Source organism: Collinsella phocaeensis, from assembly GCF_900119895.1.
GTDB classification, from domain to species: domain Bacteria; phylum Actinomycetota; class Coriobacteriia; order Coriobacteriales; family Coriobacteriaceae; genus Collinsella; species Collinsella phocaeensis.
This window is the reverse complement of sequence record NZ_FQLR01000004.1, coordinates 660,513-682,301: the sequence shown is the minus strand read 5'-3', so window position 1 is coordinate 682,301 and position 21,789 is coordinate 660,513. Positions and strand designations below refer to the sequence as shown.

Below are 21,789 nucleotides of genomic sequence, written 5' to 3'. Positions count from 1 at the left end.
CGGTTAGACCTCCTCGTAGTACGTGTCGGGGTCCTCCGGATCGAATGGCTCGTTAGCCCACATGACCGTGACGAGGTCATCAGTGTCCGAAAGGTTGGTGATTGAGTGCGTGTAGCCTGGGATCATCTCCACGACGCGCATGTCGGAGCCGCTCACCACGTACTCGTCGACGGGGTACCGGCCGCCCCCGGCGTCCTCCCCCACCCTCCTCAGCTTGATGGATGCCTCGCCCGAGACCACCAGGAAGCGCTCCCACTTCGAGTGATGCCAGTGGTTCCCCTTGGTGACGCCGGGCCTCGACACGTTGACGGAGACCTGCCCGCGCTCCGGGGTGCGCAGGAACTCCGTGAACGAGCCGCGGTCGTCGCAGTTGGCCTTCAGCGGATATGCACGGGAACCCTCGGCGTAATAGCTCTCGAACGTGCTCCAGAGCTTCTTGGAGAGGGAGCCGTCGGCGAGGTCGGGCACCGAGAGCGTCTCGCGGCTGCGGCGGAAGGACTCGAGCAAGCGGACGATCTCGCCGAGCGTGGCGCGGTCGGTGGGACGGCAGGCGCAGAAGTCCGCGCCCTCGACCTCGACAAGGCCGTCGTACCCGCAGCGGCGCTCCTCCCCCAGCAGGGCGGAGAGCATCTCGGCGACGAGGTCATCGATGTAGAGCAGTTCGAGCTCCACCGAGGGGTCACTCACGGAGTACTCGCAGCCGTTGGCGATCGCGTCGCAGAACGTCGCCACGGCCGAGTTGTAGTTGGGGCGGCACCACTTGCCGTAGAGGTTGGGGAAGCGGTAGATGAGCACGGGCGCGCCGGTTCGCGCGGAGTACCCACGGAAGAGGCCCTCCCCCGCCAGCTTGGACTCGCCGTATGCCGAGCCGGCGTAGCGCCCCGCGAGGCTCGCCTGCGCGGAGCTCGCGAGCATGACCGGGCAGGCGTTGCCGCGGCGCTCGAGCGCCGCCAGCAGGTCGCTCGCGAACCCGTAGTTTCCCGCCATGAACTCCGCCGGATCCTCGGGGCGGTTCACGCCCGCGAGGTTGAACACGAAGTCAGCACGGGCGCACATCGCGTCCAGCTCCTCCGCCGTGGTCTCAATGTCGCACTCCATGACCTCGAGGGGCAGGAGGGCCTGGAACCGCTCGCGACGGTCCTTGCCGTCCCGGATGTTCTTCAGCGCCCAGCAGAGGTTGCGGCCGACGAACCCCTTGGCGCCGGTGACCAGGACGCGCATCACTGCACCGCCTCGTGCTCGCGGCCCTCGAGGGCCAGCTGCACGTACTCGGCGGTCTTGATCTTCTCGACCGTGCCGGCGACGTCCAGCCGCTCGGTGTTGTGGGAGGTGTAGGCCTCGTCGGCCTGCGTCTTGACGTCGCCGTCGACGAAGAAGCTGTCGTAGTTGAGGTCGCGGGAGTCGCAGGCGACGCGGTAGTAGCCCCCCATGTCCTCGGCGCGCAGGCGCTCCTCGCAGGTCATGAGGGTCTCGTAGAGCTTCTCGCCGTGGCGGGTGCCGATCACCTTGGTACCCACATGTCCGAAGACCTCCTGGACCGCCTCGGCCAGGTCGCCGATCGTGGAGGCAGGCGCCTTCTGGACGAACAGGTCGCCGGGGTTGGCGTGCTCGAAGGCGAACTGCACCAGGTCGACCGCCTCGTCGAGGTTCATGAGGAAGCGGGTCATGCTGGGGTCGGTCACGGTGAGCGGCTCGCCCTTGCGGATCCGGTCGATGAACAGCGGGATGACGCTGCCGCGCGAGCACATCACGTTGCCGTAGCGGGTGCAGCAGATGGTGGTGCGGCCGGCGCCGTTGCGGGCGTTGGCGTAGATGATCGACTCCATCATGGCCTTCGACTTGCCCATGGCGTTGATGGGGTAGGCCGCCTTGTCGGTGGACAGGCACACGACCTTCTCCACGCCCTCGGCGATGGCGGCGTGCAGCACGTTGTCGGTGCCGATGACGTTGGTGCGCACCGCCTCCATGGGGAAGAACTCGCAGGAGGGGACCTGCTTCAGGGCAGCGGCGTGGAAGATGTAGTCCACGCCGCGCATCGCGTCGCGCACGGACTGGGCGTCGCGCACGTCGCCGATGAAGAAGCGCACCTTGGAGGCGAGCTCGGGGCTCCGCTCCTGCAGCCGGTGGCGCATGTCGTCCTGTTTCTTCTCGTCGCGGGAGAAGATGCGGATCTCCTCGAAGTCCGTGTCGACGAAGTGCTTGAGCACGGTGTTGCCGAAGCTGCCCGTGCCGCCCGTGATCATGAGGGTCTTGCCCGCAAAATCTGTCATTTATTCACCCTTCTCGGTCAGTTCACGCAAAAGGTCTTCGAGCTTGCTGAAGAAACGTTCCTTGGTGAAGTTGTCTATGTAGTACGCTCGAGCAGCAGCCCCCATCTCGGCCTTTCGCTCTGTCCGCTCGAACTCGTAGCAAATGCGAGCGAGACCCTCTGCATCCTCGATGCCGCACGCGATACCGCAACCAGATTCATCCAGCACTCGTTTCGTCTCGCCAGAAAGGGCAGCAAGTACGGGCTTGCCTGCCGCTAGATACGTCGTCACCTTTCGCGGAAGCGTATAGGTTGCCATCGGGCTATCGGCGAACGTGACCAGCATCGCGTCCGATGCGGCATAATAGGCGGGCATCTCTTCGAGAGGTCTCCTGCCATGGAAAACAACGTTTTTGAGCTTTAATTCTCTTGCTTTTTCCTTACAGGAATCGAGCGTCGATCCTGAACCAACGACATGAAATATGATGTTGGAACCCTCAGGCATACGTGCGGCGGCCTCGATAATCGTCTCAACCGACTGAGCGCGACCGACGTTGCCGGCAAAAGTTAAGTGCACCTTGCCGGGCTCAAAACCCTCAGAAATGGGCTCTGCTGCACCGAGGAACGTAGATTCCGCGTACTGGGGCAGATAGGCGCTGTCGAGAATATGCAGACCGAGCTCGTTCCTGAAGTACTCATCAAACAGGGGGGACGTGACGGCGATTCGATCGGCATCGGAGTAAATACGCCTAGACACTGAGCGCATCCACCTGAACGGAAGCGATTCTTCTTCAAACCCACCGGCCAGTAGGCTAGCGGGCCATAAATCGAAGCAGTACAGCAGATTTTTGATGCCGTGCCTCTTCGCATAAGTTATGCCGGGATCGACTTGCATGACCGGGGAGAACTGATATCCCAGCACCACGTCGAACACGTCGTTCAAGCGACGCGCGGCCTTGTTGCCGTTATGCCAGAACGAGAGATAGTTGCGGACCCTGTTCAGCGCACCCGATTTGCGGGGGCGCAGCGGAACCCGGATTATCCGGACACCGTTACGCTCCTCTTCAAGTTGACCCCTCCCCCGATACTCCGGGAGGATGTCGTTTCCCTCCATGCCCGTGTTGGGCATCCCGGTGATCACCGTGACCGAATGGCCGCGACGTACCAGCTCCTCGCATACGTCCGAGGTGTTGAACGGCTCCGGCCAGTAGTGCTGGCAGGAAACCAAGATCCTCATCGCGCGCCCTCCCCCGTCTTGAGCACACCGAGCGTGCGGAGCATGATCTTCAGGTCGAGCCAGAGCGAGCGGGTCTCGATGTAGCGGATGTCGATGGCGGCCTTCTCCTTGGGGAGCAGCTCGTAGCCGCCCTCGACCTGGGCGAGGCCCGTGATGCCGGGGCGCACCGCGGTCCTGCGGCTCCACCCCTCGATCCGCTTCTCGAACTCGCGGCAGAACACCGGGCGCTCGGGGCGCGGGCCCACCAGGCTCATGTCCCCGCGCACGACGTTCCAGAACTGCGGCACCTCGTCGAGCCTGGACTTGCGCAGAACGCGCCCGAAGGGCGTGATGCGGGGGTCGTCGCCCGCGGCCCACTGCGCGCCCCGGGCCTCCGCGTCCGTGTACATCGAGCGGAACTTGTAGAGCTTGAAGGGCCTCCCGCCGACGCCCTCGCGCACCTGCGCGTAGAGCACCGGGCCCGGGCTCTCCAGCTTGATGCGCGCGGCGACGTAGGCCATCACCGGGGACAGCAGGACGAGCGCGCAGGAGCAGGACACCACGTCGAAGGCGCGCTTGACCGCGCGGTAGGCCCAGCCGCCGTTCACGCGGGACAGCTCCGGCAGGACCACCACGCCCTCGTCGGGCAGGAGCTTCGCCAGCACGTCGGCGGCGATCTCCGTCGCGGCGGGCGACGAGGAGAGGCCGGCGGTGTCGCGTATCCCCGCAATAACGCTTTCCACTTCGTCGGAATCTAAATCCCCAGAAGTAACAAGCTCATCCATCGTTTGTAAAGCCAGATTGTCGACGGCGTTCCCCTCGGATACGCCCGCGTTCTTTAGTCGTTCTTGTTCGGACACGGTTTCCTTCGCACGATCCCTAGGCCGATTCTCGTCTCGATCTTGCGTCCGAACATCTCTACTTGGATGAATGCCAGGCTCTTGCGGCGGTTCACGCTGGTGATCCACCCCTCATGTCCCATGAGCGGGCCCTGGGTGACCACGATGCGGTCTCCCTCCACCACGCCCATGCTCATGGGGATGGCGCGGTCGCCCGCGGTCGTGAATGCGGCGAGCCACGCGCGGTCCGCATCGTCCAGCGGCACGAAGGACTCCCCCATCGTGAGCAGGCGCGTGAACTCCGACACGCCGCGCAGGCGATGCTTGAGCGCGCCCACGCTCCGCGTCACGGCGACCACGTACCCCGGGAACAGCACCGCCCGCACCGTCTCCCATGCGCCGCGCACCTTGCGCTGCGTCTCGAAGCTCGGCACGAAGCACTCGCTCAGCTCGCCCGGCCCCGCCACGCGCTCGATGGCGGAGCACAGAGCTGCCTCCTTGCCGGTGGGCACCTGGATCACGTACCAGCCGCCGGCCCCGTGCGCGCACCGGCGCTCCGAGACCGTGACGGCCCGCCCCGCGCATGGCGTGGCATGCGCCAGAACGTCTGCCGCAACCTCGCTACCATCCGAATCTTCACCGAGCCTTGCGCACTCGCCGTGCAATGCCTGCGCATCCTCGCACCCGACCATGGCGACCCTGCCTTTCCGCCGCTGCGCCGCGCGAATGACACGCACGAAACCCGCACGGGCAGCCGTCCGCGCCGGTCTTCGCACGCCCCGCTCGCTCCCGAGCGCATCGCAGCAGGGCTTCGCCCCGCCGACGCTCGGCCGCAGCTGGCATATTCATCCTCAGGCACGCTCGGGACCCACACCAGGCACCGCCCCGACCATGCAAGATATGTTCGAACTCAAGACATGCAACCGCATGCGGGCCCCACCGGGCGCACCCGGTTCCATGCGCGGAATCCAGCCGTTTGCTCTGGACTCTGCGCAGGGAACCGAGCCGACTAGCTCTTGGAGACCACCTCCAGCCCCACGCGCAGGCCGCGGCCGGACGCATCGCGCAGCACCGGGTCGGCCGCCTGCAGCCATGCGCTGCGACGATGCCGGTCCACATGGGCGACCAGCCCCTCGCATCCCACGAGCGCGCCCTCGTGCACCACGAGGCGCCCCTCCACCACATCGCCCACCGACATGCGGATCACATGACGCGCGTCGCCGATGCGGCGCACGAAGTCGGCTTCCCGTTGAGACAGGAAACGCGGCTCGGGCGTGCCGAGCGCTGATTGGGTTGTGATGAGATGGATGCCGAGCGCGGCGAACGCGGGGGTGTCGACGCGCTCGACGAAAGCCTCGGCGTCGCGAACGGCAGCAAACACGCTGCCGGGATAGGCGGGCTCGCGAACGAGCTCCCACGCACCGGCATGGCTGCGCGCGCACTCGCGGGCGAGCACGAAGACCTCCGACGCGGACGAGCCGGCAGCGGCGCGAATGCGGCGCGCACAGGCCTCCTCGCGCCCGCGGGGCACGGAGAGCGCGGCTATGGGGTTATCGGTTTGAATACGGGAAGCGAGGGCGGCAGTCTGCCCGGCGGCGGGCGCGTCGCACCTCGGGGTAACGCGGGCTCCAGCTAGCTTAGCTGAGGAGCGCCCCCCCCCGTTGGTTATCGCGGTTGCGGCGTCTACGGCGCATGCGATCTGCGCAGAGCCCTGCAAGCCATATGCCATGTGCCGCACCCCCTATTTCAACTCGCGACCATCCACAGGCACCCAGTGTAACGCAGACTTGATGCGTAACGCCATTCTCCGCTAAATGCTAACACAGCGCACCCGGGCGCACAGCGGTCCGGTGCTGCAGGTTTGCCACTCCCTGTGAGAATTATTTGAATGTTGCGCAACAATTTGCCCCGTGAGGCGGCGGCGGACCGAGCTGCAGAATAGTCGCGGGTGGATGCGCCAACTGTCCGCGTTCCGATAAGCCCTCTATCAAAGCATGCGAAGGGAGCGAGTGCGATGGCCGGCACCCGGCACCCCGTGCGGCCCCGTGCGGCAACGCACCGGCTCTTTTCGAAAAGCATGGCTTCAGGGACAGTTAGGTGCCTAATTCGGATCTATCCCGTCCCTCATGCCATGCTTTTGCGATCGCCGGGCACCGGGACCGTGCAGGGCGGTCGCCGGCCGGTTCCAACCCGCCCCTCTACTGCATCGGGGACGAATATCCCACCACGGAGTCCAAGCCGAACCACTGCGCCAGGCGGTAGTTGATGTAGTTGCCCATGTTGTCGCGGATCTCGCCCATGTAGAGGACGCGCGGCCTCGCGCTGTAGTACGGCACCTCTACCTCGGTCTCGCCGCGATCCCGCACGGCGGCGAGGTACGCGAGGCGGTCTGTCACCTGCCGGTCGTACTCAGCCGCCGTGCCGTCGGACAGCGACTCCGCCGCGGAAAGCGCCGTGAGGTCGCTCGCGTGGCGCGCGTCGACGGCGAACGCGACCGTGACGAGCGCGAGCACGATGGCGCACGCGCCCAGGTAGGCGGCGGCGCTCGGGGACGCCGCGGGGACGGGCACCGCGGCGCGCTCGCGCACCTCGCACGCCGCGCCCGCCTCGTCCGCAAGGTCCGCCGCGGGCGCGGCGGAGGGCAAGGGGGCGCCGTCGCACGCCGCGCCCGCGGCGCAAGCCGCCTCCCCCGCCGCCTCGGCCCCATCGGGGCCCGTGCGCCATGCGCCCTCGTCCCACCAGGGGTCCTCCGCCGGCAGCACCTCGAGCGCACCGGAGCGCTCGAGGCGGCGCACGCACCAGCCCACGAGCCATTGCGCGCAGACGAACACGAGCAGCACGAACAGGTCGTACCGGATATTCTGCACGCGGCCCGGCCCGACGTTTCCCATGGAGTAGAACGCCGGCGTGAAGCTGGCGGCGAACAGCGCGAACGCGAGGAGCGCCGGGGCCCAGGGGCGCGCGAACGCGCGGGGGCTGCGGCGCGCGGCGCGCACCATGAATGGGAGCGCGACGGCGAGCGCGAGGATGAGCAGGCCGCCCGTCCACAGCACCGCGTACTCGGCCGCAGCGCACCCGCTGCGCAGCAGCGTGGGCAGCACGCCCAGGGCGTCGTCCGGGTACTGCGTCGCCTGGCGCTCCGCGTTGCCCGGGGCCGCCATGGACAGCGCGAACCCGGCGAGCAGGGCCAGCAGCGCCGGGGCGAGCGCCAGCGCGCGGCGCGGACGGCCGAGACACGCCGTGGCGACGACGGCGCCGGCCATGAGCAGGCACGCCACCACGCCGGTGACGAAGTTGCCTCCCGCGACGAACAGGGCGAGCGCGCACAGGAGCACCGCCCGCAGCAGCATGCCGGCGCGCGTGAGCTCGCCGCGCCGCGTGCACCCGCGCGCGATGCGCGCCGCCATGCCGAGCATCACGAGTGTCAGCGCGTGGTAGAACGTGTAGTAGATGGCGGAGTTGTACCAGTAGAACCCTTCCACGGGGCTCGGGATCAGCTGGGTCTGGAGCAGGAGCACGAGGCAGGACGCGGCGACCCATGTCGGACGATCGGCGCCGAGCACCTCGCGGACCGCCACGCCGCACGCGTAGAACGTCGAGGCCGCGAGCACCGCGATGATGGCGACGGCCCCCGCCCCGTACAGCGCCTCGGAAAACACACCCGGCTGCAGCGCCATGAGCAGGATGGCCGAATAGGTCCCCTGCCACGAGAAGAACGTGTCGCGCGCCTCCTGCACGGCGGCGGCGAGCGCCGCCGGAAGGCCGCCGCCCGCCTCGAGCGCGAGGTGCGCATCGACGCCGTAGTGCCAGTCGTCGGCGTAGCTGTGGTCGAAGGCGGCGATCTGAACCATGGGCACGAGACACGCCGCGAGCAACGCGAGCAGCAGCGCCGCCATGAGCGCATAGGGCACGCACTCGGGCATGCGCACGAGGGCGGCGGTGGCGGCGGCGCGCAGACGGGCGGGAAGGGAGCTGGGCGCAGAACGGTCCCAGGGCGCGACGCGGCCGTCGTCGAGATCCCGATCCAAGGTGGGAGCTGCGGCCGCCTTCGACGCGGCCGGATGGCCGTCGGCCCCGGTCGCCGGCGCGGTGGGTGCCTCCGTTGCGGATGCAGGCGACACCGGGCATGCGGAGCCCCGCTTCATGGAGCGCCCGGGCGCCGGTTCGGCCTTGGGCCCGCCCGCCCTCATGCGCGCACCTCCGCCACGCGGTCGAGGACGGCATCGGTCTCGACCTCATCGAGCAGCGACGCATCGACCAGCACGTCGGTGAGGCCCGCCGCGGCGAGCGCGCTAAGGTCGCCGACGCGGTCGATCGGGCGCGCGTCGAATATCCGCGTGCGGCCGAGGGCGTCGATGCGGACGGGCAGCTGCGCCCCGCCGGCCTCGCGCAGGAAGCGCGCGTGCGCGCGACGGGTGCAGGCGGCGCAGGCGCCCGCGCACGGCCCCTCGGCCGTCAGCAGGCAGTGCTCGCAGATCATGAGCTGCGGGACGCCGTAGACGAGCAGGCCGCAGCGCGCCCCGCGCGGGCTCGCGGCGACCGCGCGGGCGGCTTCGGGGACGGTCAGCTCGTCGGGCAGCCAGACGACCCCGGCCCCCATCTCGCCCAGCGCGGCGACGGCCGCAGCGTGGGCGGCCGTAAGCGGAGCGGCGGCGTCGAAGGGCGCCGCGGCGGTGCGGGCGAGCTCGACCGCACCGTAGTTGCGGCACACCGCGCGGCGGGCGGAGGCGGCGAGCGCGGACATGCGACCCTCGTCCGCGACCCGCACCGCCTCGTCGAGGATGACCACAAGCCGCCCGATAAGCTCGGACCACGCGCCCTCATCCTCGAGCACGCGCCACGCCGCCACCGCGACGGCGTCGACGCGCGCGTCCGCCAGCGCCCGGCGCGCCGCGTCGGGCGTCGCCACGGCGAGGGTGACGGACATCCGGCGAGGGCGCGATCCGGGCCCGGCGGGGATTCCGACCGGCTCGGGCTCCGCGCGGCCGCCGGACGGAACGGCCGCAGCAACGGGCTCGCCGCAGGATCCAAGCACCCCTCCTTCGCCAGGCCCCGCCGCCGGCTCGAATCCGCGCGCGAGGGCGTCGAACTCCGCCCGCAGGCGCGCGACGGCGGCCGCGGCCTCGGCGCGCACGCCGGCGCTCGCCGTGAGGTGCACCGGGCTGCCCACCTCCACGCGACGCTTGCAGTGGACCACGAGCAGCTCGCCGGGGGCGGCATCGCGCGGGCAGGGCACGAGCGGCCAGCGCTTGGGCACGTCAGCCGGGGCATCCGGGCCGGGCGTGGAACGGATTTCCAGCGTATCCCCGGCGCTCACCGCCGCGTCGAAGCGGACCACGACCTCCTCGCGGCGGCGCTCGACCAGCTCGCCCACGCGGACGCCCTGGTTGATGGCGCGCTCGAAGCTCATGAGGGACGCGTCCGAGCGGCCCCGCAGGTACGCGTCGGTGAAGCCGCGGTTGAACGAGCGGCCGAGCGCCGAGGCCGCCCGGTCGAGGTCGGCCGAGGTGAGCTCGGCCCCCGCGGCGACGGCGTCGAGCACGGCGCGGTACACCCGGACGACGTTGTGCACGTAGTCGGGGTTCTTCATCCGCCCCTCGATCTTCAGGGCCGACACGCCGGCTGCCACGAGCTCGGGGACGTGCCGCACGGACAGGTAGTCGCGCGGGCAGAGCAGGCGGTCACCGACCACCTCCGCGCGGTCCGCGCCCGCCTCGTCCACGAGCGCGTAGGACAGGCGGCACGGCTGCGTGCAGTCGCCGCGGTTGGCGGATCTCCCGCGGCGCAGCGCCGATGCGGCGCAGGCGCCCGAATAGCAGATGCAGATGGCCCCGTGGCAAAACGCCTCGATGCCGATGGGCGCGGCGCCACCGAGCGGCTCGCCCCCCGCTCGCGCGAGCTCGCCCAGCTCGTCGAGCGACAGCTCGCGCGCGCAGCACAGGCGCTCGACGCCCAGCTCGCGCCGGACAAGGCGGACGCCGGCGGGACCCGTCACGCCCGCCTGCGTGGAGAGGTGGAGCTCGACGCCCGGCAGCGCGACCGCGAGCGCCCGGGCGAGCCCGGCGTCCGCGACGATGCAGGCGTCCGCGCCGAGGGCCGCCGCGCGGCGTGCGCAGGCGACGGCGCGGTCCAGCTCGCCCTCCCTCAGGTACACGTTGAGAGTCACGTAGACCCGGACGCCGCGGGCATGGGCCACGGCGCAGGCGGGGCCGAAGTCCGCCCAGGAGATGTCGTCGGCCGCGGCGCGCGCGTTGAAGGCGCCCACGCCACAATACACCGCGTCGGCGCCCGCCGCGACGGCCGCGAGCAGCGCGTCCAGCGATCCCGCGGGCGCGAGAAGCTCCGGAAGGGCGTGGCTCATGTGGGTTCTCCTCTCGTGCGGCGCGGCATGCTTTCCATCGAACCATCCATGGTATACGGCCCGCGACGATGCGCAAGGCCGCCCCGGAAGCCGTGCCAAGAGGGACGCACCCTAGCGGCGCGGCTAAACGTTCGGCGTGCCGTTAGGGTACGTCCCTTTTGGCACGGGGCAGGTATGCAATCAGTCTGGAATTTAGCGGCGCTCGATCGCCGAGAGCTCCAGCTCAAGACCATTGCGCTAATGTAGAACCACCTGTGTACAGAATGCACGCCGAGAGGGCCCGCACGGCACCGGATCGGCTCACGATCGGTTGGAGGTCACCCTATGAGTCCACGCGAGCGCCAGGCCCGCCGTCGCTCCAAGACGCATGCCGTCCCCGTCATCCTCGGCTCCGTCTTCGGCTTTCTGCTCATCTGCGGCATCGCGTTCGGCGTCGGCATGATGGTCAACGTCAACCGCTGGCTGTCCGACCTGCCCGACTACACCGATATCGACAACTACATGACGAGCGAGCCCACGAGCATCGTGGACATGAACGGCAACGAGATCGCCAGCCTCTACGTCCAGAACCGCGACAGCGTCGAGTTCGACCAGATCTCCCCCTACGTCATCAAGGGCACCGTCGACGTCGAGGACGAGCGCTTCTACGCGCATCCGGGCGTCGACATCATCGGCATCGGCCGCGCCGTGCTCAACCAGCTCGCCGGCCGCTCCGAGGGAGCCTCGACCATCACTCAGCAGCTCGTCCGCAACACCATCCTCTCCGAGGAGCAGTTCGACAACACCATCGAGCGCAAGGTCCGCGAGGCGTGGATCGCCCTGCAGATGGAGAAGATCTTCTCCAAGGACGAGATCCTCACCATGTACCTCAACACGATCTACTACGGCCACGGCGCCTACGGCATCCAGGCCGCGTCCGTCACCTACTTCAGCAAGAACGCCTCCGACCTCACGCTGGCCGAGGCGGCCCTGCTGATCGGCCTTCCCAACGCCCCCGGGTACTACGACCCCACCACCAACCCCGACCTCGCGCTAAGCCGTCGCAACAAGGTCCTGGGCAACATGCTGCGCCAGGGCACCATCACGCAGAAGGAGCACGACGCCGCGGTGGCGGAGCCCATCACGCTCAACCTCACCGAGCAGACGGTCAACGGCACCTACGCGCACCCCTACTTCGTCGATTACGTGAAAACGCTGCTCCAGGAGGAGTTCTCCACCGACGTCCTGTTCAAGGGCGGCCTCACCGTCAAGACCACCATCGACCCCAACCTGCAGGCCCTCGCCGAGGACGCCGCCATCTCCCGCATGGACGCGGTCGATTCGGACGGCGAGCTCAACGTGGGCATGACGGTCATCGACCCCAAGACCGGCTACATCAAGGCGATGGTCGGCGGCCGCAACTACGACGCGGACGACAGCCACATCAACCACGCGACGTCGCGCCGCTCCACGGGCTCGGCCTTCAAGGCCATCACGCTCGCCGCGGCCATCGATGCCGGGATGAGCCCCACGCTGCCCATCAACTGCTCCTCCCCGATGACGATCGACCCGTACTACCCCGCTGACGGCCAGCTGCGCAACTACGGCAACTACGACTACGGAACGCTCACCCTCGCCCAGGCGACCGCGAAGTCCTCCAACACGGGCTACGTGCAGGTCGCGCTCGCCATCGGCAACGACAAGATCATCGACATGTCCAAGAAGCTGGGCATCGACACCGATGCCGCGGGCATGGACCCCTACGCGGCCTCCCTCACCCTCACTGGCGGCGGCTACGGTTGCTCCACCGTCGAGATGGCCGAGGCCTTCGCCACCTACGCCGCGGGCGGCAAGCACCGCAACGCGGTGGCCATCAGCGAGATCCTCAACCGTGAAGGAGAGATTCTTTACCAGCACGAGGACGATCCCACCGAGGTTCTTACCGCAGGCGAGGCCGCAGCGGTGACCGACTGCCTCGAGCAGGTCATGACCGGCGGCGGCACCGGCGCGTCCGGCAGGCCGTCGATCAACCAGCCGATCGCCGGCAAGACGGGCACGGGCGGTACCGCGAACGACACGACCGACCTGTGGTTCTGCGGTTACACCCCGCAGCTCTCGGTGGCGATCTGGGTCGGGCGCTCGCTCACCAACGACGCGATCCCCTACCTGCACACCGCAGACACCGTGCTGCCCATCTTCCGCACCTTTATGAACAGCGCGCTCGAGGGCGTCGCGCGCGAGGAGTTCGCGACCGGAACCGCCCCCACCTACAAGAAGAATTCCGAATGGAAGCTCGCCGGCGGGTCCGCGTCCGTGGAGAAGACCGAGAGCCCCGAGTCGCCCGAGACCGAGGCGGCGACCGACCCCGCGACCGAGAACGGCACGACGGGAGGCACGACGACGGGAGGCACGACGACGGGCGGCAACGGCACCACGAGCGGCGGCACCGGCGGCGCGAACACGCCCACGCAGCCGAGCACGCCCACCCCGGAGCCCGAGCCGGAGCCCGAGCCCGAGCCCGAGCCGGAGCCGGAGACACCTGCTCCCAACCCATCGCCCACGCCCTCCGCATAGGCAAACATCCCTCATGGCGGTATCCGCAGCGGCCGCGACCGAGCCTTCGGGCAGGTCGCGGCCGCTTTTTTCACATGGCAAGCCGCGGGCTCGGATAGCCGGCCGTGCCATTGAAGACGCACCCCGTTGGCACACCGGACGCGGAAATGGACGGAACCTTCTCCAATGCCCCGAATGGGGTACGCCAGACCCGTTCTGAAGCGGGGAACGGACCTCGACCTGCTCCATTTACCAAGTGGGGCACCATGGCGCCCGTTCCGCGGCGGGAAACGGGTCTCGGCCTTCCCCGCCCGCCGAATAAGGCAGCCAAGCGCCCGGGCCGCCGACCGTGCCCTAGTAAACGCACCCCTTGGCACGCACGTCAGGGGCGGGCAGGCGATCGCCAACGATAAGCAGCCGACACGCACAAAAAGCCCCCCATCTCTCGGACGCAACGTTTCCGCGTCCAAGGGATGGGGGCTCTCAACCGGCTGCTTTATCAAAGCTACGAGGGCGCGCGCCGCGACGACGCAGCGCGCAAAACGCGGGAGCGCGGGGGTTTAACCCGGCCCCGACAAGGCACCGAACGCAGCCGCAGACCCTATCGGCGAGGGCTCCGCAGCTTGTCGATCATCTGCTCGAGACGCTCGCCGTCGGCAGCCGTCTGCGTGATGACGAGAATCGTGTCGTTGCCGGCGAGCGACCCAAGCACATCGGGAAGCTCCGCCGCATCGATCGCCGCGGCGATACCGGATGCGGTGCCCGGCTGGGCTTTGACGAGCACCAGGTTGTCGGCGCGGTTCACATCGCACACGAGCTCGGAGACCATACGCTGCAGATGCTGGTCCTCAGCCAGCACGTACACGCCCTCGGGAAGCTTGCGCAGACCCATGTCGGCGATGTCGCGCGAGACGGTGGCCTGAGTGCAGTCGTACCCCGCGGCCTTGAGCGCATCTACGAGCATCCGTTGCGTCCGTACGTCGCGGTTGCGCACGATCTCGCGGATCGCATCCTGTCTTCCGTTGCGCTTCTTTGCCATTCGCCTCGCCTGCCTCCATGCACGCAGCCCGCAATTTGCCATGGACTACACTCTACTCATGCATTGTGATGAGCGACCGCTCAATACCCACAATTTAACATGCATGACTCAAATGAGCTAAATTCTCGATATTCTCAGACACGAAGTGCATAGTTTGCTATCAATTCATTAGAACTTCGCATACGGTGATCAGCAATGTCAATTCGGCATAGTGCCTTCCTATGCGCGTGGCAATCCAATCTATGCAAGATGCAGCAGCAAGACGAACCCGAATATCGACATGGGAGCCTCCCCTTCGGGACGCAACGCGAAGGGCGCACCTCATGACCGGATAGAAGGACCGCTTCTCGATACGCAGCGCCAACAAGCCTCATGCCGATTGCCGTCGGCGCATTCCGGCAGACCAGCACGCTCCCGTAAAGGGCGGCCAACGCAACAACGAATGAATCTGCCGATGGGAAATTTCTCGGCCCCATTCGATATGCACATAGGGCTTACGAAAACGGCATTCTATGCACCTCTTCTCACTAATGATTGAAGAAGGTGGGTTAATATATTAATGATGCTTGCCCCAACTGGTCAAAAAACGCGTCGAGTCGGCACTTGCGGGTGTCGGACGACGATCGGTATCGGGGCGCAATGGACGCGTCCCGAAAATTGGTGTAGCCGGCATCCCGGCCGGCGCCCGAAAGGGCGCGGCCGTTCCCTAGAATCGTAGTCACCACAACAGACGGTTCTGGAGAAAGGAACGACCGCTATGGACACTGTACACGAGGAGGCGCTCGCCGCCGCCGGCGTCCGCGCCGACGGCACGATCGACATCAACGCCGCGCTGAGGTCCCTGCTGGAGGGGCTGCTGAACGCGGTCATGGACGAGCAGGCGTCCGAGCTCGGGGTGCCGCGCAACGGCTACCGCGAGCGCTCGCTCGACACCTGCGTCGGGCGGGTGACGCTCAGGATCCCCAAGCTCAGGGAGGGGACGTACTTCCCCGAGGACGTGGTCGCGCGCTGGTCGCGGACGGACACGGCCCTCGCCTCGGCCGTGTGCGACATGTGGGCGGCGGGCATCTCGACCAGGAAGGTCGAGGCCGTCGCCTCCGACCTGGGCCTCGAGTCGATGGGCCGGTCCCGCGTGTCGCGGCTGTGCGAGGGGCTCGACGGCGAGGTGGCGGAGCTGCGGGGCGCGGACCTCTCCTCCGAGGAGTGGCCGTACCTGTGGCTCGACGCCACCTACGTGCCGTGCCGCGAGGCCGGCGCGCCGAGGTCGGTGGCGCTCGTCACCGCGGTGGCCTGCTCGGGCTCGGCGCGCAGGCGCGTCGTGGGCATAGAGTGCATCGACACCGAGTCCTACCTCTCCTGGCGCGGCTTCCTGCTGTCGCTCAGGTCCCGCGGGCTCTCGGGCGTGCGCCTCGTCGTCTCGGACGCCCACGAGGGCCTCGTCCGGGCCGTCCGCGAGTCCCTGCCCGGCGCCGCCTGGCAGCGCTGCATCGCGCACCTCGAGCGCAACGTGCTGGAGCGCTGCCGCAGGAAGGGCGACGGCTCGGCCGCCGTCGCGGCCCTCAAGGCCGCCTTCGCCGAGGCGGACCCGGCGCTCGTGAGGGCGGGCTACCGCCGCGCCGTCGACCTGCTCGCCGCCGTGGACGAGCGCGGCGCCGAGCTCCTCGAGGAGGCCGCGCCCGCGGCCCTCGCCTACCTCGCGTTCCCCCGGGAGCACCGGCACTGGGTGAGGACGAACAACGTCCAGGAGCGCATGAACTGCGAGATCAAGCGGCGCACGAGGGTGGTCCAGGTGTTCCCGTCGGCGGAGTCCCTCGTGCGCCTGGTCGGGGCGGTGTGCTGCGACCAGAACGACGCCTGGGCGTGCGGCGCAACTTCATCGACAGGAGGAGCCTGGAGCCCGGCTACGAGCGCGAACCCCTGCCCGAGGAACCCGGCGGCGAGGAGAGGGTGCTCAGGCTGGTGGAGGAGGCGTTCGACAGGAAGAGGAGGGCGGCGTAGCATACGGGGCGGGGCTGCGACCCCGGGGGAACGGCCCTACACCACTTTTCGTGACGCGATAGGCGCAATGCGATGTCGATGCGTTGCAAGCATCCGATCCGCTTGAAACTGCATCTACGGACCCCAGATGCCGCCGCAAAACCAAAATGTATAAGCTTTTAGTCCCCCTCAAGTACCGACTCGACGCGTTTTTTGACCAGTCCCGAGAAGGCGGAGCGTCGGCAACGCAAGATTGCTCGGATCGGACACGCGCGGGCACATAGGGGACGATGCGCGAGCCATAAGGCATCAAAGTCGGAGACGCAAGGGGGCATGAGGGACGCGATGGTCCGGGCAGCGGCGAAACCCAGCATGCACCCGCTGCAATGCCGCAGGCGCGAACTCTAGAGCACGGGCGCCATGGAAACGTGGCTCGCGCGCCCCAGCTCGCGCAGACGGCAGAACATCGCGCAAGCCACCGCGTTGCCGCCGAGCATAGGGCGATACATAAGGCCAAAATCCCGCGCGGCACCCGAAACGGCATCGAGCGACTCGGCGACCGCGGGGGCGGCGAGCATCGCATCGATCCGGGAGATGCGCTCGGCAGACGTCAGCCTGCCCGCTCCGATGCTCATGTTATCGATGCAGCCGATGCAGCCGATCACATGGCGGTAGTGAACCGCCTGCAAGGCGGTGGAATCGGACGCCACGCCCCATGCGCGGCAAAGCGACAGGACGCTCGCGTGCTCGCGCTCCAAGCAGGCGAAGCGCCCGGGCTCGCAGGGCATCGCGGCAGGCGGATAGCCGCAGAAGCTGTGGTAGGGAGCGCTATCCAGCACGCCGACGCGGCGCACGTCGCGCAGGCATCGCACCATGTACTCGACAGGACTCACAAGACTCTTGAAGGATTGCGCCGCAGGAAGCGCGAGCGACCTTCTCACGAGCAGGCCGAATGCGCCTTCGAGCAATCCAAGGCCGTACAGCGCGGCGACGGCCTCGCGCGCCTCATCGAGCCCCTGCCCCTCGCACTCAGGCGCCTCGGGTCCCCAGCACTCCGTGGGAAGGGACAGCGCACGGCAGCGCGGAGGCTCCCCCTTGCGAAGGCACAGGTCCTTGGAGCGCGCGGGAACCGCAAGATCGAGATCGTTGTCCCCGGCGAAAGCGGAGAGCTCGGACAGCATGCCCGGGGCGAGCCAATCGTTTTGCCCCATGATGAGGACGTGGCTGCCGCGGGTGACGGCAAGGGCGGCGGTAAGCGCACGCGGAACCGAGGAGTCCTCGAGGCGGACCGTCTCGACGCGGATATCCCGTTCATGGAACCTGTCGATCAGCGCAGCGACCCTTCCGGTCGTGCCGCAGTCGGCGATCACGAGTTCGAAATCGGCCTTCTGGGACAGGACGCTCTCGACGGCACGCTCAAGATGCAGCTCATCGTCACCGGCCGCCAGAACGACGGACGTGCGCGGAAGCCGTGCCCCTCGATGCGCCATTCCGAATCCTCTCCCCGATCGGCCACAAAATCGATTGCATCTTATCACCCCTCAGGTATCCGCAGCGCCCCTTCCCGCGCTCATGCGCGAGGAGTACAGACGATATCCAAATGGACTTCAAATATGGGCCCGAGGCCCGCGCGAAGGTGGGGATGGACCGCGTTTGACCGGCGGGGCGTCCGCAGCCGTCCCTCCGTTCGGGACGCCGGGACGGGCGGATGCTCGGACACGGAGACGCTGCCTGCCTCAACCTCCCATTGGGAAAGACCGGAGACGTCTCTCGGCGGAATGATGGGCCCCTGGTGCCCCATCGTAAAATTAGAGAAGCTTAAAGCCGCTTTTCGACGGGATTACGGGCCCTGCTTTCCCCATCGCGATATCGGATAAGGAAGCGCCCGGTGCGGCAAGCGGACAACGGCGCGCTCGGCCCACCCCGCGCCCTACAGCAGCGGCGTAAGCGCGCCCTCGTCGTACTCGACATCCATGAAGCACAGCCCGCACGCAGGCGCCGTGGGACCCGCCGCCGCACGGTCGCAGGCCGCGAGCACGTCGTCCACCCACGCCGGGTCGCGCCGATGCGACCCCACCTCGACGAGCGTCCCCACGATGGTGCGCACCATGGAATGCAGAAAGGCGTTGCCGCGGATCGTGAAGGCGATGCTCTCTTCGCCGAGGTTTCGCTCGCGCGCGAAGGAGACCTCCATCACGTTGCGGCACGTGGGCCTCCCCTCCGCCGAAGAGGTCTTGCAGAAGCTCTTGAAATCCCGCTCGCCGAGCATGCGGCGCGCGGCGTCCTCCATGGCGTCGACGTCCAAGTCGAAGCGGTGCCACCAGGTGACGTGGCGCGTGAGCAGCGGCGGGGCGTCGCCCGTCGCGATGCGGTAGGTGTAGGTGCGGGAACGCGCATCGAAGCGCGCGGAGAATCCGGGCGCGGCATGGAACACGCCCTTGGCGGCGATGTCGCGCGGCAGCAAGGCGGCCAGGGCGCGCATCCAGCGCCGTCCCGTGACCTCGAGCTCGCCTGCCGTCACCGGAAGGCTCACGTACTGAGCCACCGCGTGCACGCCCGCGTCCGTGCGACCGGCGCAGGTGAGGTCGATCTCGCGGCGCAGGAACGTCTCGAGCGCGCGGCGCACCTCGCCGGCCACCGTGCGCTGGCCCGGCTGCTCGGCGAACCCGGAGAACGCCGCGCCGTCGTAGGCGATCTTGAAGACGAGGGTCCCGTCAAGCGGGTCGGGCTCACAGAACACGGTATCGGCCATGGCGGCTCCCCTTTCGGGCGCGGAACATCTCGATGCGGGTCTCCGGCCCTCCGGGGGCCGGGCTGGACGGGCGCCAGCACTCGGTAGCTTACAACAACGCGCCGACGCAGGTGAGGGCGACGCAGACCCCCAGGCCGAGCACGAGGACCGCGACGTCGCGGCGCGGCAGCGCGCGCGCCGGCCAGCTCGCCATCGCGCCGTCGGCGTAGCAGCGCGCCGCCATCGACTCGCCGAGCCGGTCGGCCCGGCGGAACAGCGAGACGACGAGCGGCGTGAGAACGCTCGCCCATGCGCGCACGCGGTCGACGACGCCGCCTTCATCGAAGCGGACGCCCCTCCCCCGCTGCGCGAGCTGGATGCGGGAAAGCTCCTCGCTCACGATGGGGATGAAGCGGAGCGCGAGGGACAGCACGAGCCCGATATCGGCCACGGGCACGCCGAGGCGCACCAGGGGGCGCATGAGGCGCACGACCGCCGCCGAGAGCTCCGGCGGCGTCGTCGATGCCGACACGACCAGGGCTGCGCCCACGAGCATGCCGATGCGCAGCACCGCCATCGCCCCGCGAAGCGCTCCGGCGGTATCGATGCCGATCGGACCGACAATCGAGATATCGCCGTGCCCGTCGAGGGCGAGCGCGTTCGCGACGAGGGTAAACGCCAAGATGAGCGCGACGGGCCGCATGAGTCGGGCGACGGCCCGGACATCGATGCGCGCGGCGCGCATGGCGACCGCCAGCGCAACGTACCAGCATGCGAGCTGAAGCATGCTTCCGGCCAGGAACGCGCCCACCGTCGCAGCGAGCAGCAGCACGAGCTTGACCCGCGCATCGACGCGCGCGGCCGCGGTATCGGCCGCGACGAACGACCCGAACACGGATGGAGACCTCATCGCGCATCGCCCCCGAGCGCGCGGCGCAGCGATGCCGCAAGGGCAGGTGCGCAGGGCGGCTCCAGCCCGCACGACGCGAAGGCCCCGGCGTCCCCCGAGATCTCGCGGGCGGGCGCCTCCCTCACGACGCATCCGTCCGCGAAGAGCGCGACGCGGTCGACGGCATCGATCCACTCCTCGATGTCGTGGCTGATGACGATGACTGGCCGGCCCTCTTCGGCGAGCGCGCGCACCAGGGCGTGCGCATCGGCGCGGCCCCGGGCGTCGAGACCGGCGGTGGGCTCGTCGAGCACAAGGGCGCGCGGCTCGAGCGAAAGCACCGACGCGATCGCGACGCGACGCGCCTGCCCGCCCGAGAGATCGAACGGATACCGGTCGAGCAGCCCCCGATCGACGCCGGCGAGCGCGCAGGCGCGGTCAACGCGACGAGCGACCTCGTCCTCGGAACAGCCGGCGTTGCGGGGCGCGAAGGCGACCTCATCGGCCACCGTATCCAGGAACAGCTGGTCCTCCGGACGCTGGAACGCGAGCGCGACATCCCCGGGACGCACGGCCGAGCCGGCGCATCGCACCGCGCCGGCGTCGGGTTCGTACAAACCGGCGGCCACGCAGGCGAGCGTCGATTTACCCGACCCCGACCTGCCCGCGAGCAGCACGACCTCTCCGGGACGGAAGGAGCCATCGACATGCGAGAGCACGGGATGCGACGGTTCGTACGCAAACGAGACGTCCTCGAGCGACAACGCGGCGTCGTCCGCGGGCGCGCCGGCGGGTGCGCATGTCGGCGCCCGGTCCGCATGCGGCTCCAGGCACGCGAGCACCCCGCGGGCGGTCTTCACATCGACGGCACCAGACGCCACGCGCTCCGTGAAGGCCTCGAGGACCGCTCGCGGCTCCTTGCGCCCATTCATATCTGGAACAGCCCGTAAAACGTCCCTCAGGGCTTCGATGGCAGGGTGTGCGACAAACGTCCGGTCCCACAGGGTCGACTCATCGACCAGCAGCCCGCTTGGGGTTCCATCCCACACGATGCGCCCGCGCTCCAGCACCGCCACGCGGTCGGCAGCCAGGGCCTCGAGCGGATCGTGGCTGATGAGCACGATGCCCACGGAGCGCTCCGCCGCGAGGCGCGCGACGAGGGACCTCAGGGCGGGGCGCGCCGCCGCGTCGAGCATGGACGTGACTTCATCGAGCACAAGATAGCGCGGGTGCATCGCGAGGACCCCCGCGAGCGCGACGCGCTGCTGCTCGCCGCCGGAGAGGGCGGACGTGGCCCTCCCGCGAAGATGGGTGATTTCGAGAGCCGCCAGGGCCTCGTCGACGCGCGCTGAGACCTGGGCGTCATCGAGTCCCAGATTGCGCGGGCCGAATGCGACCTCATCGTCCACGACGGTCGAGACAAGTTGGTCATACGGATTCTGGCGGACAAAGCCCACGAGGCGCCGGACCTCGCGCCGGTCGGCATCTCCCGAAGCCGGGTCGCTCCCGTCCACCAGAATGCGACCGGACGCAGAAGAAGAGGCGCCGAGGGACGCGCGCGCCCCTTGAGCACCCCCCGCAGCCGGAAGCACCCGCATGCCGCACATGAGGCTCGCAAGGGTCGACTTGCCCGAGCCGTTCGCGCCTGCGAGCACCACCGTCTCGCTAGGCGCTATCGAAAGGTCGACCCCGCGCAGCACCGGCGTATCGGCGCCTGGATACCGCATATGGACCTGCTGGACCTCGAGCATTCAGCCTCCCCTCCTCGGGCATATCTCAAACGTTCGCCACAGGCGGGGCGCCTCGTCCCCACGCGCGACTCGCGCGCGAACCGCCGGGCTGATCGCCCTTGACGCACGGGCGGTCACGGCAATCCCCGTGGATTCAGAAACCTATTCAACCAAAAAAGGGACGTGCCGCAGGGCACGTCCCTTGATGAAACAGCGAAAGCGCATCG

The 21,789-nt window shown here is 68.5% G+C and carries 14 protein-coding genes and 1 pseudogene; 2 read left to right on the top strand and 13 right to left on the bottom strand.

All coding sequences use genetic code 11. The features are described 5' to 3' along the window. Window positions 1–3: 3 nt before the first annotated feature. From BQ7355_RS05030 to BQ7355_RS04995, 8 genes are all read right to left on the bottom strand, one after another. Entirely contained in the window at window positions 4–1,221 is a 1,218-nt protein-coding gene (locus tag BQ7355_RS05030; protein WP_072415208.1) for a polysaccharide biosynthesis C-terminal domain-containing protein, read from the bottom strand. Then, entirely contained in the window at window positions 1,221–2,270 is a 1,050-nt protein-coding gene (locus BQ7355_RS05025; protein ID WP_072415207.1) for a polysaccharide biosynthesis protein, read from the bottom strand. Before BQ7355_RS05025 ends, BQ7355_RS05030 begins: the two co-directional genes overlap by 1 nt. Beyond that, the gene (locus BQ7355_RS05020) at window positions 2,271–3,485 is read right to left on the bottom strand and encodes a glycosyltransferase family 4 protein (RefSeq protein ID WP_072415206.1); all 1,215 of its coding nucleotides are present in this window, start codon (window positions 3,483–3,485) and stop codon (window positions 2,271–2,273) included. Then, window positions 3,482–4,324 carry a sugar transferase gene (locus BQ7355_RS05015; RefSeq protein WP_143761749.1) on the bottom strand — a complete coding sequence of 281 codons (843 nt, stop codon included), beginning with the start codon at window positions 4,322–4,324 and terminating at the stop codon, window positions 3,482–3,484. Before BQ7355_RS05015 ends, BQ7355_RS05020 begins: the two co-directional genes overlap by 4 nt. Next, entirely contained in the window at window positions 4,303–4,995 is a 693-nt protein-coding gene (gene loaP / locus BQ7355_RS05010; protein WP_083581570.1) for an antiterminator LoaP, read from the bottom strand. The genes BQ7355_RS05015 and loaP overlap by 22 nt, the downstream gene beginning before the upstream one ends. Window positions 4,996–5,312: 317 nt before the next feature. Continuing rightward, window positions 5,313–5,759, bottom strand: coding sequence for a hypothetical protein (locus BQ7355_RS09250; protein WP_205407568.1), 447 nt, complete (start codon window positions 5,757–5,759; stop codon window positions 5,313–5,315). Window positions 5,760–6,501: 742 nt separating this feature from the next. After that, window positions 6,502–8,493 carry a hypothetical protein gene (locus BQ7355_RS05000; protein ID WP_072415203.1) on the bottom strand — a complete coding sequence of 664 codons (1,992 nt, stop codon included), beginning with the start codon at window positions 8,491–8,493 and terminating at the stop codon, window positions 6,502–6,504. After that, window positions 8,490–10,664, bottom strand: coding sequence for a peptidase U32 family protein (locus BQ7355_RS04995; RefSeq protein ID WP_072415202.1), 2,175 nt, complete (start codon window positions 10,662–10,664; stop codon window positions 8,490–8,492). Before BQ7355_RS04995 ends, BQ7355_RS05000 begins: the two co-directional genes overlap by 4 nt. 324 nt (window positions 10,665–10,988) lie before the next feature. On the opposite strand from BQ7355_RS04995, the gene BQ7355_RS04990 reads away from it, so the two are divergent. Beyond that, complete coding sequence (locus BQ7355_RS04990; protein WP_072415201.1) at window positions 10,989–13,217, top strand: transglycosylase domain-containing protein; 2,229 nt, start codon at window positions 10,989–10,991, stop codon at window positions 13,215–13,217. A gap of 580 nt (window positions 13,218–13,797) precedes the next feature. On the opposite strand, the gene BQ7355_RS04985 is transcribed toward BQ7355_RS04990, so the two are convergent. Continuing rightward, on the bottom strand, window positions 13,798–14,235 hold the full coding sequence (locus BQ7355_RS04985) for an arginine repressor (protein ID WP_072415200.1): 438 nt from the start codon (window positions 14,233–14,235) through the stop codon (window positions 13,798–13,800). A 757-nt stretch (window positions 14,236–14,992) separates the two neighbouring features. On the opposite strand from BQ7355_RS04985, the pseudogene BQ7355_RS04980 reads away from it, so the two are divergent. After that, window positions 14,993–16,233, top strand: a pseudogene (locus tag BQ7355_RS04980) (IS256 family transposase). A gap of 383 nt (window positions 16,234–16,616) precedes the next feature. Here BQ7355_RS04980 and BQ7355_RS04975 read toward each other — a convergent pair. The 4 genes from BQ7355_RS04975 to BQ7355_RS04965 all read right to left on the bottom strand — a co-directional run bounded on the left by BQ7355_RS04975 (window position 16,617) and on the right by BQ7355_RS04965 (window position 21,583). Beyond that, the gene (locus tag BQ7355_RS04975; protein ID WP_072415198.1) at window positions 16,617–17,702 is read right to left on the bottom strand and encodes a glycosyltransferase family 2 protein; all 1,086 of its coding nucleotides are present in this window, start codon (window positions 17,700–17,702) and stop codon (window positions 16,617–16,619) included. Between the two features lie 440 nt (window positions 17,703–18,142). After that, window positions 18,143–18,964, bottom strand: coding sequence for a tRNA pseudouridine(38-40) synthase TruA (gene truA / locus BQ7355_RS04970; protein WP_072415197.1), 822 nt, complete (start codon window positions 18,962–18,964; stop codon window positions 18,143–18,145). An 88-nt stretch (window positions 18,965–19,052) separates the two neighbouring features. Next, window positions 19,053–19,853 (bottom strand): energy-coupling factor transporter transmembrane component T family protein, encoded by an 801-nt coding sequence (locus BQ7355_RS09090; protein WP_159430443.1) that lies wholly within the window; start codon window positions 19,851–19,853, stop codon window positions 19,053–19,055. Further along, window positions 19,850–21,583, bottom strand: a complete 1,734-nt coding sequence (locus BQ7355_RS04965; protein ID WP_143761742.1) for an ABC transporter ATP-binding protein — start codon at window positions 21,581–21,583, stop codon at window positions 19,850–19,852. The genes BQ7355_RS09090 and BQ7355_RS04965 overlap by 4 nt, the downstream gene beginning before the upstream one ends. Window positions 21,584–21,789: the final 206 nt, after the last annotated feature.

What these genes read in the sequence shown, in the direction of transcription:
- truA (WP_072415197.1), bottom strand. Translation starts at nt 18,964, where the DNA reads ATGGCCGATACCGTGTTCTGTGAGCCCGACCCGCTTGACGGGACCCTC.
- BQ7355_RS05030 (WP_072415208.1), bottom strand. Translation starts at nt 1,221, where the DNA reads ATGCGCGTCCTGGTCACCGGCGCCAAGGGGTTCGTCGGCCGCAACCTC.
- BQ7355_RS04990 (WP_072415201.1), top strand. Translation starts at nt 10,989, where the DNA reads ATGAGTCCACGCGAGCGCCAGGCCCGCCGTCGCTCCAAGACGCATGCC.
- BQ7355_RS04965 (WP_143761742.1), bottom strand. Translation starts at nt 21,583, where the DNA reads ATGCTCGAGGTCCAGCAGGTCCATATGCGGTATCCAGGCGCCGATACG.
- BQ7355_RS04985 (WP_072415200.1), bottom strand. Translation starts at nt 14,235, where the DNA reads ATGGCAAAGAAGCGCAACGGAAGACAGGATGCGATCCGCGAGATCGTG.
- BQ7355_RS04975 (WP_072415198.1), bottom strand. Translation starts at nt 17,702, where the DNA reads ATGGCGCATCGAGGGGCACGGCTTCCGCGCACGTCCGTCGTTCTGGCG.
- loaP (WP_083581570.1), bottom strand. Translation starts at nt 4,995, where the DNA reads ATGGTCGGGTGCGAGGATGCGCAGGCATTGCACGGCGAGTGCGCAAGG.
- BQ7355_RS04995 (WP_072415202.1), bottom strand. Translation starts at nt 10,664, where the DNA reads ATGAGCCACGCCCTTCCGGAGCTTCTCGCGCCCGCGGGATCGCTGGAC.
- BQ7355_RS05020 (WP_072415206.1), bottom strand. Translation starts at nt 3,485, where the DNA reads ATGAGGATCTTGGTTTCCTGCCAGCACTACTGGCCGGAGCCGTTCAAC.
- BQ7355_RS09090 (WP_159430443.1), bottom strand. Translation starts at nt 19,853, where the DNA reads ATGAGGTCTCCATCCGTGTTCGGGTCGTTCGTCGCGGCCGATACCGCG.
- BQ7355_RS05025 (WP_072415207.1), bottom strand. Translation starts at nt 2,270, where the DNA reads ATGACAGATTTTGCGGGCAAGACCCTCATGATCACGGGCGGCACGGGC.
- BQ7355_RS05000 (WP_072415203.1), bottom strand. Translation starts at nt 8,493, where the DNA reads ATGAGGGCGGGCGGGCCCAAGGCCGAACCGGCGCCCGGGCGCTCCATG.